The 16,129-nt window shown below is 48.4% G+C and carries 18 protein-coding genes; 4 read left to right on the top strand and 14 right to left on the bottom strand.

The genetic code is table 11. The features are described from left to right. Positions 1–18: 18 nt before the first annotated feature. The 10 genes from rnc to ABXR35_RS04975 all read right to left on the bottom strand — a co-directional run bounded on the left by rnc (position 19) and on the right by ABXR35_RS04975 (position 7,962). Positions 19–711, bottom strand: a complete 693-nt coding sequence (rnc, locus tag ABXR35_RS05020) for a ribonuclease III (protein WP_367056301.1) — start codon at positions 709–711, stop codon at positions 19–21. A gap of 12 nt (positions 712–723) precedes the next feature. Next, positions 724–1,962: a beta-ketoacyl-ACP synthase II gene (gene fabF, locus ABXR35_RS05015; protein ID WP_367056298.1), complete on the bottom strand. Its 1,239-nt coding sequence runs from the start codon at positions 1,960–1,962 to the stop codon at positions 724–726. 119 nt (positions 1,963–2,081) lie between these two features. After that, a complete protein-coding gene (gene acpP / locus ABXR35_RS05010) occupies positions 2,082–2,315 on the bottom strand; it encodes an acyl carrier protein (RefSeq protein ID WP_188776605.1) in 234 nt (77 codons plus the stop codon). Between the two features lie 81 nt (positions 2,316–2,396). After that, the gene (gene fabG / locus ABXR35_RS05005; RefSeq protein WP_367056295.1) at positions 2,397–3,146 is read right to left on the bottom strand and encodes a 3-oxoacyl-[acyl-carrier-protein] reductase; all 750 of its coding nucleotides are present in this window, start codon (positions 3,144–3,146) and stop codon (positions 2,397–2,399) included. A gap of 66 nt (positions 3,147–3,212) precedes the next feature. Further along, positions 3,213–4,139, bottom strand: coding sequence for an ACP S-malonyltransferase (fabD, locus tag ABXR35_RS05000; protein WP_367056292.1), 927 nt, complete (start codon positions 4,137–4,139; stop codon positions 3,213–3,215). 33 nt (positions 4,140–4,172) lie between these two features. After that, positions 4,173–5,159, bottom strand: coding sequence for a beta-ketoacyl-ACP synthase III (locus ABXR35_RS04995; protein WP_367056289.1), 987 nt, complete (start codon positions 5,157–5,159; stop codon positions 4,173–4,175). 67 nt (positions 5,160–5,226) lie between these two features. Then, positions 5,227–6,210 (bottom strand): phosphate acyltransferase PlsX, encoded by a 984-nt coding sequence (gene plsX / locus ABXR35_RS04990; RefSeq protein WP_367056286.1) that lies wholly within the window; start codon positions 6,208–6,210, stop codon positions 5,227–5,229. Then, complete coding sequence (gene fapR / locus ABXR35_RS04985; protein WP_367061187.1) at positions 6,194–6,790, bottom strand: transcription factor FapR; 597 nt, start codon at positions 6,788–6,790, stop codon at positions 6,194–6,196. Before fapR ends, plsX begins: the two co-directional genes overlap by 17 nt. 425 nt (positions 6,791–7,215) lie before the next feature. Then, on the bottom strand, positions 7,216–7,389 hold the full coding sequence (gene rpmF / locus ABXR35_RS04980) for a 50S ribosomal protein L32 (RefSeq protein WP_367056283.1): 174 nt from the start codon (positions 7,387–7,389) through the stop codon (positions 7,216–7,218). A 66-nt stretch (positions 7,390–7,455) separates the two neighbouring features. After that, positions 7,456–7,962 carry a YceD family protein gene (locus ABXR35_RS04975; RefSeq protein ID WP_367056280.1) on the bottom strand — a complete coding sequence of 169 codons (507 nt, stop codon included), beginning with the start codon at positions 7,960–7,962 and terminating at the stop codon, positions 7,456–7,458. Positions 7,963–8,292: 330 nt separating this feature from the next. Between ABXR35_RS04975 and ABXR35_RS04970 the strand changes: the two genes are divergently transcribed. Beyond that, on the top strand, positions 8,293–9,513 hold the full coding sequence (locus tag ABXR35_RS04970; RefSeq protein ID WP_367056277.1) for a nucleotidyltransferase: 1,221 nt from the start codon (positions 8,293–8,295) through the stop codon (positions 9,511–9,513). A gap of 225 nt (positions 9,514–9,738) precedes the next feature. Here the strand turns inward: ABXR35_RS04970 and ABXR35_RS04965 are convergent, their stop codons facing one another. The 3 genes from ABXR35_RS04965 to rsmD form a co-directional block, all read right to left on the bottom strand. Continuing rightward, positions 9,739–10,767: a YlbL family protein gene (locus ABXR35_RS04965; protein ID WP_367056274.1), complete on the bottom strand. Its 1,029-nt coding sequence runs from the start codon at positions 10,765–10,767 to the stop codon at positions 9,739–9,741. A 257-nt stretch (positions 10,768–11,024) separates the two neighbouring features. Next, entirely contained in the window at positions 11,025–11,534 is a 510-nt protein-coding gene (gene coaD / locus ABXR35_RS04960) for a pantetheine-phosphate adenylyltransferase (RefSeq protein ID WP_367061184.1), read from the bottom strand. Beyond that, positions 11,524–12,111, bottom strand: a complete 588-nt coding sequence (rsmD, locus tag ABXR35_RS04955; RefSeq protein WP_367056271.1) for a 16S rRNA (guanine(966)-N(2))-methyltransferase RsmD — start codon at positions 12,109–12,111, stop codon at positions 11,524–11,526. Before rsmD ends, coaD begins: the two co-directional genes overlap by 11 nt. Positions 12,112–12,287: 176 nt before the next feature. Here rsmD and ABXR35_RS04950 point away from each other — a divergent pair, with 176 nt between their 5' ends. Together ABXR35_RS04950 and ABXR35_RS04945 are read left to right on the top strand one after the other, a co-directional pair. After that, positions 12,288–12,893: a TetR/AcrR family transcriptional regulator gene (locus ABXR35_RS04950; protein WP_367056268.1), complete on the top strand. Its 606-nt coding sequence runs from the start codon at positions 12,288–12,290 to the stop codon at positions 12,891–12,893. A gap of 142 nt (positions 12,894–13,035) precedes the next feature. Beyond that, positions 13,036–14,238, top strand: coding sequence for an MFS transporter (locus ABXR35_RS04945; RefSeq protein ID WP_367056265.1), 1,203 nt, complete (start codon positions 13,036–13,038; stop codon positions 14,236–14,238). Between the two features lie 201 nt (positions 14,239–14,439). Here ABXR35_RS04945 and ABXR35_RS04940 read toward each other — a convergent pair whose 3' ends face one another. After that, a complete protein-coding gene (locus ABXR35_RS04940; RefSeq protein WP_367056262.1) occupies positions 14,440–15,381 on the bottom strand; it encodes a helix-turn-helix transcriptional regulator in 942 nt (313 codons plus the stop codon). Between the two features lie 235 nt (positions 15,382–15,616). Between ABXR35_RS04940 and ABXR35_RS04935 the strand changes: the two genes are divergently transcribed. Further along, a complete protein-coding gene (locus ABXR35_RS04935; RefSeq protein WP_367056259.1) occupies positions 15,617–16,060 on the top strand; it encodes a VOC family protein in 444 nt (147 codons plus the stop codon). Positions 16,061–16,129 lie beyond the last annotated feature (69 nt).

Genomic DNA, 16,129 nt, shown 5'->3' with positions numbered 1-16,129 from the left:
TCAGAAAAGAAAGAGATGTTATTTCAGCTTCAATCGGTTCAAGGCTGCTGCGGCTGCACGTTGCTCCGCTTCCTTTTTGGAACGACCTGATCCCTGACCTAGACTCTCATCTCCCATATAGACTTCCGAGACAAACTCCCGCTCATGGGCAGGACCTTTTTCCTCGATGATCCGGTACTCCAGTACACCCATATTATGATGCTGGGTGAACTCCTGCAATTCGGTTTTGAAGTCCATCATCTGGAGTTGTCCGCCAGGCGAAATGCTTGAAAATACATGCTTTTCCAGAAAAGATTTGACCGCATCCAGACCCTGATCCAGATACAGCGCACCGATAAAGGATTCAAATACGTCTGCCAGCAGCGCCGGACGCTGACGTCCACCGGTTAGTTCTTCCCCTTTGCCAAGCAAAACATAGCGTCCAAAATCGAGTGCTTCTGCGAATTTGACCAATGAAGGTTCACAAACGATTGCCGCACGCAGCTTCGTCAGCTCCCCTTCCGGTCGATCTGGATACTCATTGTACAGATACTCCGACACCGTCAGTTCCAGAACCGCATCGCCCAGAAACTCCAAGCGTTCATTATCCTGATGCTGACTGAAGCGATGTTCATTCACATACGAAGCATGTGTGAACGCCTGTTTAAGCAGCTGGCGGTTATGGAACTGAATTTGAATTTGTTGCTGTAGCTGTTTCACATCTCCGTTCAAGAAACTGACCCCTTACGCTTCAAATTTCTTCAGGACGATGGAGGCATTGTGTCCCCCGAATCCAAAAGAGTTGGACATAACCACATTCAAATCGGCTTTACGCGCCTCATTTGGAACATAATCCAGATCGCACTCAGGGTCTTGGTCATGCAGATTGATCGTTGGTGCGATAATCTGATTTTCCAGAGACAGTGCACAGATAACCGCTTCCACACCGCCGGCTGCGCCGAGCAGGTGACCCGTCATTGACTTGGTCGAGCTAACGGCAATCTTGTGCGCATGGTCGCCCAGCGCCAGCTTGATTGCTTTTGTCTCGGATTTGTCGCCGACTGGTGTCGATGTACCGTGTGCATTAATGTACTGAACGTCTTCCGGCTGTATGCCAGCTGTACGCAGAGCCATCTTCATGCAGCGTGCCGGACCATCTGGATTCGGTTCTGTCATATGGAATGCATCTGCGCTCAGACCGTAACCGATCACTTCCGCATAAATGTGTGCACCACGCTTCTGCGCATGCTCCAGCGATTCCAGAATCAGAATACCCGATCCTTCTGCCATTACAAATCCGTCGCGGCCGCTATCGAATGGACGGCTTGCTGTTGTGTAATCATCATTGCGTGTGGACATTGCTCGCATGGAGCAGAATCCCGCCATACCGGTTGGACGAATCGTCGCTTCGGCACCGCCTGTGATCATTACATCCGCTTCGCCGGATTGGATATACTTGAACGCATCGCCAATCGCATGACTACCGCTCGCGCATGCCGTTACCGGTGCAACGTTCGGGCCCTTTGCTCCGTGAATGATCGACACTTGACCAGAAGCCATATTAGCAATCATCATCGGGATAAAGAATGGACTTACGCGTTTTGGACCTTTTTCCAGCAGTACGCTGTGCTGATCTTCAAATGTACCCAGACCGCCGATACCGGAGCCGATAATTACGCCGACCCGTTCAGTATCTGTATCTTCACGCACATTCAGCTTACTGTCCTTCAGCGCTTCCGCTGTGGCAGCAACCGCGAACTGAACAAAACGATCCAGCTTGCGTGCTTCCTTGCGTTCCAAATAATCCTCTGCGTTGAAATCATGTACCTGACCAGCAATGCGAGTCGGGTAGTTGCTGACATCAAATCCCTCCACTGGAGTGATCCCGGACTTGCCGGCCATCAGATTATTCCAAAATGTATCTTTGTCTTTGCCCAGAGCTGTCATAACTCCAAGACCTGTAATTACCACTCTATGCTTCAAACACATTCACCTCATATCGACTGCATGTGTATATTTTGTATTCAAATCCAAGAGACGCCATGAATGAGGAGAAGTCCCGACCCACAAAATCAATTTGCAGGTAACGGGACTTTTGAGCCTTAGGTATGAGATTGTATGTAGTTCACAACTTCACCTACGGTCGTAATTTTCTCCGCGTCTTCATCAGAAATTTCAAGATCAAATTCTTCTTCAAGTTCCATAACGAGTTCCACTACATCAAGGGAATCTGCGCCAAGGTCATCTTTGAAAGAAGACTCCAATTTAATATCAGCTTCGTCAGCACCTAAGCGGTCAATGACGATGCGTTTTACACGTTCCAAAACATCGGACATCCGGTTCACCTCCTCTTCCAAGTATTATACGGAAATTATACTTAAAAATCCATACAGGCATCTGTAAGCATATCCTGAATCTTACATGTACATGCCGCCATCGACATGCAAAGTTTGACCCGTCATGTAAGACGCGGCTGGCGATACCAAGAACGATACCACTTGCGCTACTTCATCTGGATTACCCAAGCGGGCAAGCGGAATCTGACCTAGAATGCGGCCACGCTGCTCTTCGTTCAGTTCATCTGTCATATCGGTAGCGATAAATCCTGGTGCTACACAGTTGACAGTGATGCCGCGCGAAGCCAGCTCCTGTGCCGATGCCTTTGTCAGACCGATCACGCCTGCTTTGGCAGCTACATAGTTGGCTTGACCCGGATTACCGAGCACGCCGACTACGGACGAGATGTTGACGATGCGACCATAGCGCTGCTTCATCATCGGACGCGTTACCGCTTTGAGACAGTTGAACACGCCTTTCAGATTCGTTTCGATCACCTGATCAAACTCTTCCTCTTTCATCCGCATGATCAGATTGTCACGCGTAATGCCAGCGTTATTGATCAGAATATCGATCTTACCGAACGCTTCACTTACCTGTTTAACCAGGTTGTCCGCTTCGGAAACGATCCCTACGTTTGCTTTGATCGCAATCGATTTGACGCCCAGTTCCTCAATTTGCTTGACGGTTTCCTGGGCGGCTGCTTCACTCCCTGCATAGTTGACAGCAACGTCGGCTCCGGCGGATGCCAATGCCAGCGCGATGCTGCGACCGATGCCGCGTGAAGCGCCTGTTACGAGGGCAACTTGCCCCTCTAACGGTTTACTCATATCATACGCACCTCCTTTTCGCGAAGTTCATTGCACGTATGGCTGTTGCCAAACATGAACAGTCATTTATACTTCCAGTGCTTCCAAACTTTCGAGGCTGTTGATATTGAACAGACGAACGTTTTTGTCGATCTTTTTGATCAGACCGGTCAGAACGTTGCCAGGGCCAATCTCGATAAACGTATCGACTCCCTGTTCGATCATGTAGCGTACGCTATCTTCCCATAATACAGGAGAGTATACCTGTTTCACCAGCAGCTCGCCAATCTGGTCACCGCTAGTTACTGCCTCTGCATTCACATTGGCAACAACCGGAACCGCTGCATCATGGAATGTAACATCCTGCAGACGCTCGGCAAGACGCTGAGCCGCAGGTTCCATCAGCGAAGAGTGGAACGGCCCGCTCACTTCCAGAGCAATCGCACGTTTGCCACCGATTTCTTTGACGCGTGCAGATACAGCTTCGACGCCAGCCTGTGTACCGGAAACAACGATCTGTCCAGGGCAGTTGACGTTTGCCAATTCTACCGCGTGACCATCCGCTGTAACGGATGCGCACAGCTGCGCCAATGCTTCGCGTTCTGCACCAAGTACAGCCGCCATGGCACCTTGACCAGCAGGAACAGCTTGCTCCATAAACTGTCCACGCGCACGCACAACAGCCACGGCATCTTCAAATGAAAGTGCGCCAGCAGCCACCAATGCGCTATACTCACCAAGACTGTGACCAGCTACATAATCCGGCTGGATATTGCGCTCTTTCAGCGCTTCCAGCAGTGTGATGCTTGCGGTCAGCAGTGCGGGCTGTGTATTGGCTGTTTGTTTCAGTTCGTCTTCTGGACCTTCAAATGCCAGCTTGCTGATCGCAAAGCCCAGCACATCGTCCGCTTTATTAAAATATTGCGCTGCTGCTGGGGATGCGTCGTATACGTCTTTTGCCATCCCCGCTTTTTGCGCCCCCTGTCCAGGGAATACAAATGCTATTTTACCCATTCGGAATACCCTCCTGAATTGCAGTTGCCGTCATTACCAGATGATAACGGATGCGCCCCATGTCAGACCGCCGCCGAAACCAACCATAACGACTTTGTCGCCTTCTTTGATCCGACCTTCTTCTACCGCTTCCACAAGAGCGAGCGGAATCGAAGCTGCGGATGTGTTGGCATACTTTTGCACATTGATCATAACGCGGTCTTCGGTCAAATTCAAACGTTCCATTGCCGAGTTGATAATACGCACATTCGCCTGATGCGGAATGAACAGGTCAATATCGTCTTTAGAAATGCCTGCTTTGTTCAGCACATCCTCTGTTGCCTTGTTCATTACTTTGACCGCGAATTTGAATACTTCACGACCACTCATTTGGATAAAGTGCTGTTTGGCTTCCAGTGTGTCGGCAGAAGCCGGTGTTCTGGAACCGCCCGCAGGCAGTTTCAACAGCTCGCCGCCAGCGCCTTCTGCGCCCAGATCAAACGCCTTGAATCCGCGACCTTCGCCTACTTCACCGATAACTACAGCACCAGCGCCATCGCCAAACAGTACGCAAGTGTTACGATCTGTATAGTCCGTAATACGGGACAGTGTATCGGCACCGATAACCAATGCGTTTTTGTACATGCCCATTTGCAGCATGCTTGTTGCCGCGCCCAGTGCGTATACAAAACCAGAGCAAGCTGCGGACAAATCGAAGGCTGCCGCTTTTTTAGCGCCCAGCTTGTCCTGCAAAATGCAAGCGGTGGATGGGAAAGACATATCCGGTGTAATAGTTGCTACGACGATCAGATCGAGGTCAGCAGCAATCATACCTGCGGTTTCAATCGCTTTGATTGCCGCTTCGTACGCCAGATCGGATGTCGCCTGATCCGGCGCAGCGATATGACGCTCGCGGATACCTGTACGGCTGACGATCCATTCATCGTTTGTGTCGACCATTTTTTCTAGGTCGGCATTGCTCAATATTTTTTCAGGCACATATTTCCCTGTGCCGATAATTCCGATTGGCAAAACACTCATCGTTGTCACTCTTTTCTATCGATACGAATTTCCTTATCAGACCGGTAAGGATAAAAGATGATACAGATTATTCCGTTACTTCCTGCGAAATACTGGACACCAGATTGTTGCTGATAGCGATACGCGCTTGGCGTACAGCGTGCTTGATCGCACTCGCATCGGAGGAGCCGTGCCCTTTGAGCACCAATCCGTTCAGACCGAGCAGCGGTGCACCGCCATGCTCTTTATAATCAAATGAATCACGCAAGCCGCGCAGTTCTGGCATAACCAGTGCTGCCGCCAGCTTGGTTTTTAATGACTTGGAAAATTGCTGCTTGAGCAAGGAAAAGATCGTGCTTGCCGTTCCTTCCATCGCCTTTAGCAAAATGTTGCCGGCAAAGCCGTCACAGACGAGCACATCGCAAACGCCATTGAGCACATCCCGCGATTCCACATTGCCGACAAAGTGAATCGGCTGTGCTTCCAGCAGCGGAAATGCTTCTTTGACCAGTTCATTGCCCTTCTTGGCTTCGGTGCCGACATTCAGCAGACCTACGCGCGGGTTGGACACTCCCTGTACCTTCTCGCGGTAAATACTACCCATCAGTGCATATTGTGCCAGATGTTCCGGCTTCGCGTCCATATTGGCACCCAAATCAAGCGCCAGCACGCCTTTGCCATCAATCGTTGGAATGATCGGTGCAAGCGCTGGACGTTCAATCCCCTTGATGCGTCCAACGACCAGCAGACCAGTTGTCATCAGCGCGCCTGTATTGCCTGCCGAGATCATCGCGTCCGCCAATCCGTCCTTGACCATACGACCAGCAACCACCATGGAAGCATCCTTTTTGCGTCGTACCGATTTGACCGGCTCATCGTCCGGTTCGATCACTTCAGAAGCATGTACCAGCTTCAGGTTGGACGGAATCTCCGGCAGCAACGCCTTCATCCGTTCCTCGTCCCCTACGAGAATGATCTCTGCGTCCTTCCATTCTCTGGCCGCTTCCAATCCGCCTAAGACATTGCTGTCTGGAGCATGATCTCCCCCCATCGCGTCAATCGCGATTCGCATGATCAAGTCCTCCTTCATCGTGTTCTCCCCCGTCTGATCGGTAAATCACAAAGTTGCCTTGAAATACCATTTCTTCGCCAACATAGGTCAGCACTTCCACTCTGGCTTTGCCCTTGCGCGCCGGATTGGACTGCACATAGGCTTTGGCAATACATTTCTCACCCAAATTAACGGGGCGTACGAATCGCAGATCCGCCGAAGCCGTCAGTGCAATCGCATCGTTGATCACAGCGACCGCGAGCGAATTGGCTTGGGCAAAAATATGATGCCCCCGTGCGATATGATTGCGTGAAAATACATGCTCATCCCGAATCTCAAAGATAGAAATCCCGCTTCGATCCAGCTGCAAATCGACAATCTCACCGATAACTTCATCCAGCGGCAGGGATCGGACCTGATCGTAGGATCGCTCAGCCATCAGCTTCATTCGCTCACGCAACTCAGGAATGCCCAGCTCCATTCGGTCCAGACGAATCGTCTGAATACTGACTTTCAGCTGACGGGTCAATTCCTGATCGGTTACAAACGGGTTATCCTCTATCATCTTCACAAGCTGCTGCTGTCGCTGCCGCTTAGGCAATCGTTCGATGGTCACAAGCCTCCCCCCACTTTCATGTTGGTGTTGTCCGACATACGGACGTCCGTACTATTGTTCAGGCATCTATCTGCTCTATATCATTGTGCGCATAAAAGCGCCGGTATGCAAACAGCGGTAGGCTGCTGCCCCGGACAAACCGCACATTACAATTGATTGTTAGTTTTAGAACCTGGTACTAAGAATGTAGTATAAAGCATATTTTCGTAAAAGAAAAGGGGCAGTGCCGCCTTATTATGTAATTTTGGTGTCAGATGGCGATATGGCGGGCTTCGTGCCCATTCTTCCTATGGAGATCGTATAGTGCATACACAGAGCTTATATGATCTGTGGATTACATCTGGTTCTCCTTCAAAATCCATAAAAAAACAGCGCCTCATCAAGCGACGAGGCGCTGCCTTTTACAACGATTACTGTTGTACGATTTCTCTTTGTTTGTACGTTCCGCATACTTTACATACGCGGTGGGACAATTTGAGTTCGCCACAGTTTTCGCATTTTACCATACCTGGTACTGCCAGCTTAAAGTGTGTACGACGTTTGTCACGACGTGTTTTGGAAGTTCTCCGTTGAGGTACTGCCATCGTTAAACACCTCCTTCATCTAGTTGAGTGCCATTTAACACCCTGGTTTGAATCAGGGTTATCAAATCATTTGAATAAATCTTTGAGCCCTGCCAGCCGAGGATCAATCGGCCGGTTATCGCAATCACAATCCTGTTCGTTCAGGTTGACTCCACATGTCGGGCAAAGTCCTTTGCAATCGTCCTTGCACAGAACCACTGCCGGCAAATCCACTAAAGCAGCTTCTTCCAGATAAGGTCGAAGGTCAACAGTGTCGCTATTCACGAACACAGTATCGTCTTCTTCCGCTACGTTCTCCGGTTCTTCACCGTGCCGAAACTCCTCATGAATGCTGAATGCTCGATTCAGATGAACGGGAGTTAAGCATCGGGCACATGCCACCTGCAGGTCAAGCTTCAACGTTGCGTTCACTTCGACAACCTGATCCACTCTGTACTTACCGTGCAAGTCAACCTGCATCGGCTCCGTAGAAAGAATGTCATTACGATCGGATTTTAGGAATCCGGTATCAAGCGTCTCGTGAAACTCTATCGGCTGATCGCTTTGCGCCATTTTTCGAAATTGGAATTGCATATACATCACTCCAAACAAACAAAAATTATTATACCGACGAATTGTTGTTTTTGTCAATCAAAGTTTTAGATATTTTTGTGCCTGTCAGGGTATTTCCCTTTACTGGCGCGGGCTGGCGGTTTTTCTAGCTTTTTTCGCATTTGGGGTCAAAAAGAGCAGGGCAAAACCGGTCGGTACGTTCCCGTCCAAAAGGGGGCAAACCACCCTTGCAAAGGATCATGCGTTATAATAGAGCGACGAGCAGATCGAATTCTGTATTCTACATGATTGCCCTTGTGCACATACCTTTTATTTTACCATATATCTGGCACGAAAAGGAGATTGTCCCTTATGAAAGTTACCGGCGTGATTGTGGAATACAATCCACTGCATTACGGTCATCAGTTACACCTAGAACGCACGCGGCAAATCAGCGGCTGTGACGCTATTATCGCGGTCATGAGCGGTGGCTTCACCCAGCGCGGTGAGCCTGCCATATTTAGCAAATGGGCGCGTGCAGAGATGGCGCTCTCGTCCGGCTGCGATCTAGTGCTGGAGCTGCCATCCGCTTATGCGGTGCAGCCTGCGGAGTGGTTTGCTTACGGTGCGGTAGCGGTGCTGCAGGCTACAGGTGTGACAGACAGTTTGGTATTCGGCAGTGAATCCGGCTCATTGGAAGCATTACGTCCGCTTGTCGATCTGTTGACCGATGAGTCCCCTCCGATACAGCAGTTAATCCGACAGCATCTTGATCAAGGCATGAGTTATCCCGCTGCGCTTGGACGTGCAGCGACCTTATCCGGTATACTCTCACCGGAAAGTGTTGCCCTACTCGGTCAGCCGAACAATACGCTTGGATTGCAATATATGATTGCGTTGCGGCGGCTGCAAAGCGATATTGTTCCTTTCACCATTCAGCGCGAGCAATCCGGGTATCACGATACACAGCCATCGCATGACCGCATTGCCAGCGCTACCGCCATCCGTAACATGCTGCAAAATGATCCCGAAGCGATTGCGCAGTATGTGCCGCCAGCCGTGATGGACATTATTCAGCGCGAACGTAAGGCTGGACGTGGACCTGTACATATTAATCAGTTATGGATGCCGTTGCTGCATATTCTGGCAACATCTACGCCTACCGATCTGGCACAGTACTACGATATGAAGGAAGGGATTGAATATCGACTGAAAAAGCTGCTTCCTTCCTTGCCAGAAAGCTCCGTTCATCAACTGGTGAGCAGTTTAAAAACCAAGCGGTACACCCATGCGCGCTTACAGCGCTTACTGGCGCATCTGCTACTGGGACATCGCCAAGACCTCTTGCATACGTCCATGCTGTCACAGGGACCCGCCTATTTGCGCGTACTCGGCTTTACACCCACTGGGCAGGAGCTATTAAAAAGAATGAAGAAAACGGCTTCTCTGCCAATTGTGACGCGTGCTGTGGATATGCAGCATGTACAGATGGAGTTAGATATTCGCGCCACTGTCATGCAGGCAGCTGGATTTCAGAATCAGCAGATGAAGGATATGTATTCGGATTATTATCATGCACCGATTCGGATGTAGAGGTATATTCGATCATCCTATGCCCTACGTCGGATAAAGATAGACGTTCCTGGTAGAGAATATAGCAGCGATTATATGTATATGTATCCAGCGCTATTAGACGCGACTAAAATTCCATTAAAAAATACTCGCTCCTTCACGGATAATCCATGAAGGAGCGAGTATTTTTGCATGAAGATTTCATTGATCATATATAGCGATCCAGCCATTAAGATTCCGCTTATATCAAGACTTCGCTGGCAAATCGCTCAATGCCTTCAGCGCATCATCCAGTGTATTAACCGGAATGAGCTTCATGGTCGAGTGCATTTTATCCAGTTGGGCTTTAGCATCGTTATAATTGCCCTGCGGAACAAGGAAAATGGTAGCACCGTTATCCTGAGCAGCAACGACTTTATGCTGCACACCGCCGATCATCCCTACCTCACCTTTGGCATCAATCGTTCCGGTACCTGCCACGCGGTAACCTCTGGTCAGATCGCCTGGGGTAAGCTGATTATAGATTTCCAAAGTAAACATTAATCCAGCGGATGGACCACCGATGCTGGTATTGGCAAATTTCACTTCATGCGCCGGATCATCTGGAATGATCTTCTGCACTTCGCCGATGGATACACCGAAGCCGACGCGTGTTTTGCCGTCTGCATTTTGGAATTGGGTTAAGGTGATATCTTGGTTGATCGTTGTCCCTGCGCGGTCAATGACGGTTTTGACCACATCCCCAGCCTTTTTGCTATTCAGCACCTTTTCCAATTGTTCAAAGGAAGCTATAGTTTGTCCGTCTACCTGAACAAATTTGTCGCCAGCGTGAATCCATGTATTGCCTTCCGGTACATTAACGACAAATACATACTGTGGTTCTACTTTATAAGCGATATTCGCCTTGGTATAGGCAGCGGCAATCGCATTAGACTGTGAACTATTCATATAATACAGCTGCTCGGCAGCGTACTCCTTGCGGTCGCTCTGTGCGGGCTTGGGTCCAATTTCCTCGTCGGCGTCAAAGATGCTGCCAATCAGCATTGCCATATTGGCATAGCTCACCGAGACGGTCGTTAGCATAAACGTTCCCTTTTCATCAGCATCGCCATCCGATACACTGACGATCGGTTTCAGTTCATTGGCGCTGCCCGGCGCATTGATTACATAAGGTGTTGGCATATAGACAAGCACATACACCAGAATAAGCAAACAAATCAAATAAGCCCATATTCGTTTAGACGAAAACGGGGAAGGCAAAGGTCTGCCGGACATGCTGTTTCTCTCCTTCGGCTCTGCTGCCTGACGAAGTGTATGCTGTCATACATCTTCGCTCAACCGGATCTTTTCTCTCTATCCAGGCATGCTGCAAGCGCTCTAATGTAATGGACAGAACTCATTGCTGCGATGAACATTCTGCCCATTTATTATGCCATGTCAAAAGCGGTAAATCCACTTTGGCTCCAACTGCACTTATGCTGCTCTCTGTTGGAAGGATGCGACGGTATCACTTTATTTCGACATACGTGAGATTATTCCGGTGTATTAAATTTGGTATGCAGTTCACGTTCAATCAATGGCGGTACAAAATCGGAGACCGGACCGTTAAAGCGGGCAATCTCCTTCACCATACTGGAGCTAAGGTACGAATAGCGTGGATTGGTCATCATAAAGATCGTGTCCGCATCTGGGTTCAATTCGCGGTTGATCGATGCCATCTGCAATTCGTATTCAAAATCGGTCACGGAACGAATACCGCGTACAATCGTATGCGCATCGCGCTGACGAATATAATTCGCCAGTAGATCACGGAAGCTGTCAATCTCCACATTAGGCAGATCCGCAGTTACTTGTTTAAGCTGCTCCACTCGTTCTTCCACGGTGAACAAAGGCTTTTTGCTAACATTGTTCAGAACAGCGACAACCAGTGTATCAAACTGAAGAGATGCCCTGTGAATAATATCCAAATGCCCCATCGTAACCGGATCAAAGCTGCCCGGATACACAGCGATACGCTTGATACTGTCGGAATTATTGCTCATCATTGGATTCCTCCTGTTCGGACTGCGGTTCATACCGATAGACATGGATGGTGGTGTCGCCATATACCGCTTGTCGAACACCGATAAATGGCTGCTCTTCCACTGGATATGGATGACCGCTCTCAAATTCCAATACAATCGTCGCACCGTCGCGCAGCAATCCGCGCTCGTGCATGTCCTGCATTAAGGCGATGCCATTTTTCATCCGATACGGTGGGTCCAGAAATACAAGATCAAAGGATGATTCACGTTTTGCCAGCACTTTCAAGGCACGTCCTGCTTCATTACGATAGACTTCAGCTTTATCTGTCAAAGCGGTTGCTTGCAAATTGCCTTTCACCACTTCAATACTTTTGTGTTCCATATCAATAAATACACCGTGCTCCATACCGCGGCTTAACGCCTCGATTCCAAGCCCGCCGGTACCTGCAAATAAATCTAGCACATCCCCGCCATCAAAATACGGTCCAATAATACTGAATAACGATTCTTTCACTTTATCCGTTGTTGGACGTGTACTATTACCCGGTACTGCCTTCAACGGTCTTCCTTTTGCACTGCCAGAAATTACTCTCATTTCACTGGTTCACCCGTTCTATTATGTTCTCGGACAAGGTTAATGCCCGCATGCAAATATACGTCGCTATCGTATCATATTACGCCCTTGTTGCAAAATAATCTGCTAGTGTACTTGCCTTTTGAACATCGCATTTGCTACAATACTGAACGAACGTTCAGTATCGAGGTGATCAAATGAATAAAAAGCAGGTTCAGAGTGAACTGACCCGCAAAAAAATTAGCGATGCTGCTCGCAGTCTGTTTGTACAAAAAGGTTATAAGGCGACTTCGATTGAGGATATTGTCGCCGCTACGGACAGCAGTAAGGGTAATATTTATTACCATTTCAAAAGTAAAGAAGGCTTGTTCCTGTATCTGCTGAATGAATGGGATCGCGAATGGTACGAAAAATGGCATGAACTACTGCCCGGTTATCCGACAGTGACTGCCAAAATCTATGGTCTTGCCCAGCAAATTGTGCAGGAGGATCTCAACCATCCTCTAACCCGTGCAGCAGATGAGTTTTTTAGTAATGATGAGCATAAAGGCGAGGTCGAGGAAAAAATGGCTTCCATGATGGAGGAGCATTTGCAATTCAATCGTCAGCTCATTCAAGAGGGCATTGATAGCGGTGAATTTCATATTGGCGATGTAGATAAAAAAGCCGTTGTGCTGGAATGTCTGCTTGCTGGATTAAATCAAATCTGCCGTAAGCAACCCGCAGAGACGGTGCTGGAGCATTATCGCTTTGCCGTACAGACCTTTTTGTATGGAATTGCCAGAACAGAAGCACAGGCATAGCATATGGATGCCGGTTCGGAAGTTCCGGTCTTTTCCTGTCATAATACAGACCGAATGTTCAGTATGTAAGGTATTATCCGCAAGTAAAGCTTTGAATCGGCTGCCGTTATTCTTATGTGCAGCTTATACCTCGGAGGAACTTATGTCACTTCTTATGCGTAATCGGGCAGCACTATTGCTGCTCATGTTCAATATTTTTCTCGTGTTTACCGGTATCGGACTGGTTGTTCCGATTATGCCAACCTACATGAATGAGCTACATATCGGCGGCAGTATTCTAGGCTTCATGGTGGCTGCATTTTCTATCAGTCAGTTGATCTTCTCTCCATTTAGTGGACGGTTATCTGACCGAATTGGACGCAAAAAGCTAATTATTGTCGGTATGCTGATCTTCGCGGTTTCAGAATGGCTATTTGCAATCGCTTATGCGCCGACGCTGTTGTTTATCTCGCGAGCGATTGGTGGTCTGGGTGCAGCACTTATTATGCCATCTGTTATGGCATATGCGGCGGATATGACCTCCAATGAAGAACGCGGCTCTGCTATGGGATTTATCAATGCAGCGATTACGACTGGGTTTATTATCGGTCCGGGCATTGGCGGGCTGCTGGCGGAATATGGCATTCGGGTTCCTTTTTATGCAGCGGCGATTGCAGGTCTGATTGCTGCGATTGCTACTCTGCTGCTGTTGCCGGAATCGCTGCTGCCTGAACGTCGCGCTCAACTGGCAGCACAGAATAACAGTGGGGAAAGTCTGATTCATCAATTGCTGTATTCGTATCGTAAGCCGTATTTCCTCAGTCTGATCATTGTATTTGTAGCCGCCTTCGGCTTGGCGAATTATGAAACGGTTTTCTCGCTGTTTGTGGATCATAAATTTGGCTTTACCGCGCGTGATATTGCGATCATCATCACATTTGGCTCGATTGCGGGTGCGGTCGTGCAGGCGACGATCTTTGGCTGGATGATGAACCGATTTGGCGGACAGCGCTTGATCATTATCTGCTTACTTGCATCAGCCGTGTTTATTTTACTGACCCTGTTTGTGCATACGTACTTCCTGATCTTCGCCGTAACGTTTGCGGTATTTCTGGCGATGGACATTTTGCGACCAGCAATCGGCACGCAGCTATCGCAAATCGCTGGCGATGAGCAGGGTTATGTGGCAGGTCTGAACTCCGCCTACACCAGTCTTGGCAATATCGCCGGACCGATTGTCGCTGGGGCATTATTCGATTGGAACATCAATTATCCATATATGATGGCAACCTTAATTCTCTGTCTCTGCTTCCTATTATCGTTGCGTGTGAAGCCAGACAAACCATTGGTTTCGTCTGCAAAATAATGGTCGGTCAATCGTTATTATGATGTTCAGATCGTTACTATGGCGTTCAGATCGTCGCTATCACTTGCAGCTATGAACATCATTGATATAAGTAAAAGAGTAAAAATAGAGAAAGGCGAGCGGTACTCCCTACTTTTGGGGATATGCCACTCGCCTTGTTTTATTTCTTACACACGCTATATCCCTCCGCCTACTTTGTACTTACAGCTGATCCAGTAACCGCTGATAATACTGCTTCAGCTGGTCCCGAAGCTGCGGCGGCTCCACTTGCTTTAAGTTCATACCGAACCCGCTCAGATAAGTTAGGATAAATTCCTGCTCCTCCGGTTCGTAACTGCCATATATATGCCAGCCGTCTTCCACTTTATCTTCTAGGGTCATTGACGGCAATAAACGTGCACGCAGATCATCTTCGCTCAGATCCTGTACCCTACATTGAAACTGCACCGCCTGCGCCGACGGCTGCCGCAGCGTACGTGCATTATGCAGATCAAATTGGCTCAAATGCTCCCTTGGCTTCTCATCTGACAGCATAACCGCTGTAATTCGATCACAGCGAAATACACGATACGCTTCCTTATCCAGATCATACGACTGGCAATACCAATACCCTTGCATCACATATACAGAAAAAGGCTGGATGCGCCGTTGCCCTGTTCCTCGCGTCGAACGGTACTCTATATGTACAATCTGCTGCCGCACAGCAGCCAGCAGCATTTGCTCCAAATACTCCCCTGTTCTTGCCTTCTCCCCATGATAAAAGGAAATCCGATGATGAAACTGCTCAATCTGCTCTCGTTGATGCGGTGTTACAATATCTAGAAAACGGGCATGAATCGAATGAAACGATACTCCAAACGCATCGCCCGAAAAGCTTTGCAATGCCTGCATCGAAAAATATAGCGCCAGCACTTCATTAACGGTAAACGAAACCGGTGGCAATGTCGCGGTATCCAACAGCCTGTAGCCACCGTGTCGCCCATGCTCTGCATAAATGGGCAAGCCGATCTCTTCTAATGACTCTACATCTCGTAGCGCCGTGCTACGTGAAATGTGGAATTCCTCCATTAACTGCCGCAGCGTAAATCGTTGATGACGATGAACATAACGCTGCATCCGTTGCAGCCGTTCCGCTTTTCTCATATATGAATTCCTTTCTGTACTTCAGAATAGATGAGAACTTCTATGTATAGCTAGGATGATCGTGTACAACGTTTATCCTCCTTGGATGCTCACTTATACTATAATCTCATTTACCTTACAAATATGGATTGTTCTACTTCTATCATCATTCCATTTAAAGGTTTCATCTTTTGACACCTTTTGGTTGTATTGTATGAAATGTAGTTTGATTCATACTTTTGAGGAGGCACTAACAATGACCACAGAAATGATTCCTTTTTTATCGCTTAATGGCAAGGCGGCAGAAGCAATTGCATTTTACAAGCAGGTACTAGGTGCAGAAGTGCTGCTGTATGTCACTTATGAACAGCTAGCAGAGATGGATGATACTTTTTCGGTACAACCAGGAGAGGAGCACTATGTAACGCATTCTGTGTTGCAGCTGGGCAGTGGCAAATGGATGATCGCCGAGGATTCTATGGATACAACACGACCGTGGCAGGAAGGAAATCATTTCTCACTTTGTTTGCAGTCCAAGCAGCATGAAGATATGGAGCAGCTATATGATCGGCTTGTCAGCGATGAACGCTGCACGATTATTGTACCATTTGCACCTAATGTGTTCAGCAGTGGATATGCCATCGTGCGCGATCCATTCGGGATTGTCTTTCAGTTTACTGTTACTCGTCACGACTTCTAAGGTTGTACCAGTTTATAGCCTATCAATAGTCAGCAAAACACACCTGCGAACAATATTGCATTCGCAGGT

Origin of the sequence: Paenibacillus sp. JQZ6Y-1 (assembly GCF_040719145.1) — a bacterium.
Classification (GTDB): domain Bacteria; phylum Bacillota; class Bacilli; order Paenibacillales; family Paenibacillaceae; genus Saccharibacillus; species Saccharibacillus kandeliae.
The sequence above is the reverse complement of the archived record's forward strand: the minus strand, read 5'-3'. Positions and strand labels throughout refer to the sequence as shown.

Bases quoted from the DNA above. Each gene is read 5' to 3' on its own strand.
- ABXR35_RS04935 (WP_367056259.1), top strand. From the start codon at position 15,617: ATGACCACAGAAATGATTCCTTTTTTATCGCTTAATGGCAAGGCGGCA.
- ABXR35_RS04995 (WP_367056289.1), bottom strand. From the start codon at position 5,159: ATGAGTGTTTTGCCAATCGGAATTATCGGCACAGGGAAATATGTGCCT.
- ABXR35_RS04975 (WP_367056280.1), bottom strand. From the start codon at position 7,962: ATGCAATTCCAATTTCGAAAAATGGCGCAAAGCGATCAGCCGATAGAG.
- ABXR35_RS04945 (WP_367056265.1), top strand. From the start codon at position 13,036: ATGTCACTTCTTATGCGTAATCGGGCAGCACTATTGCTGCTCATGTTC.
- rpmF (WP_367056283.1), bottom strand. From the start codon at position 7,389: ATGGCAGTACCTCAACGGAGAACTTCCAAAACACGTCGTGACAAACGT.
- coaD (WP_367061184.1), bottom strand. From the start codon at position 11,534: ATGAGCAATAATTCCGACAGTATCAAGCGTATCGCTGTGTATCCGGGC.
- plsX (WP_367056286.1), bottom strand. From the start codon at position 6,210: ATGCGAATCGCGATTGACGCGATGGGGGGAGATCATGCTCCAGACAGC.
- acpP (WP_188776605.1), bottom strand. From the start codon at position 2,315: ATGTCCGATGTTTTGGAACGTGTAAAACGCATCGTCATTGACCGCTTA.
- ABXR35_RS04965 (WP_367056274.1), bottom strand. From the start codon at position 10,767: ATGTCCGGCAGACCTTTGCCTTCCCCGTTTTCGTCTAAACGAATATGG.
- ABXR35_RS04950 (WP_367056268.1), top strand. From the start codon at position 12,288: ATGAATAAAAAGCAGGTTCAGAGTGAACTGACCCGCAAAAAAATTAGC.
- fabD (WP_367056292.1), bottom strand. From the start codon at position 4,139: ATGGGTAAAATAGCATTTGTATTCCCTGGACAGGGGGCGCAAAAAGCG.
- fabG (WP_367056295.1), bottom strand. From the start codon at position 3,146: ATGAGTAAACCGTTAGAGGGGCAAGTTGCCCTCGTAACAGGCGCTTCA.
- ABXR35_RS04970 (WP_367056277.1), top strand. From the start codon at position 8,293: ATGAAAGTTACCGGCGTGATTGTGGAATACAATCCACTGCATTACGGT.
- rsmD (WP_367056271.1), bottom strand. From the start codon at position 12,111: ATGAGAGTAATTTCTGGCAGTGCAAAAGGAAGACCGTTGAAGGCAGTA.
- ABXR35_RS04940 (WP_367056262.1), bottom strand. From the start codon at position 15,381: ATGAGAAAAGCGGAACGGCTGCAACGGATGCAGCGTTATGTTCATCGT.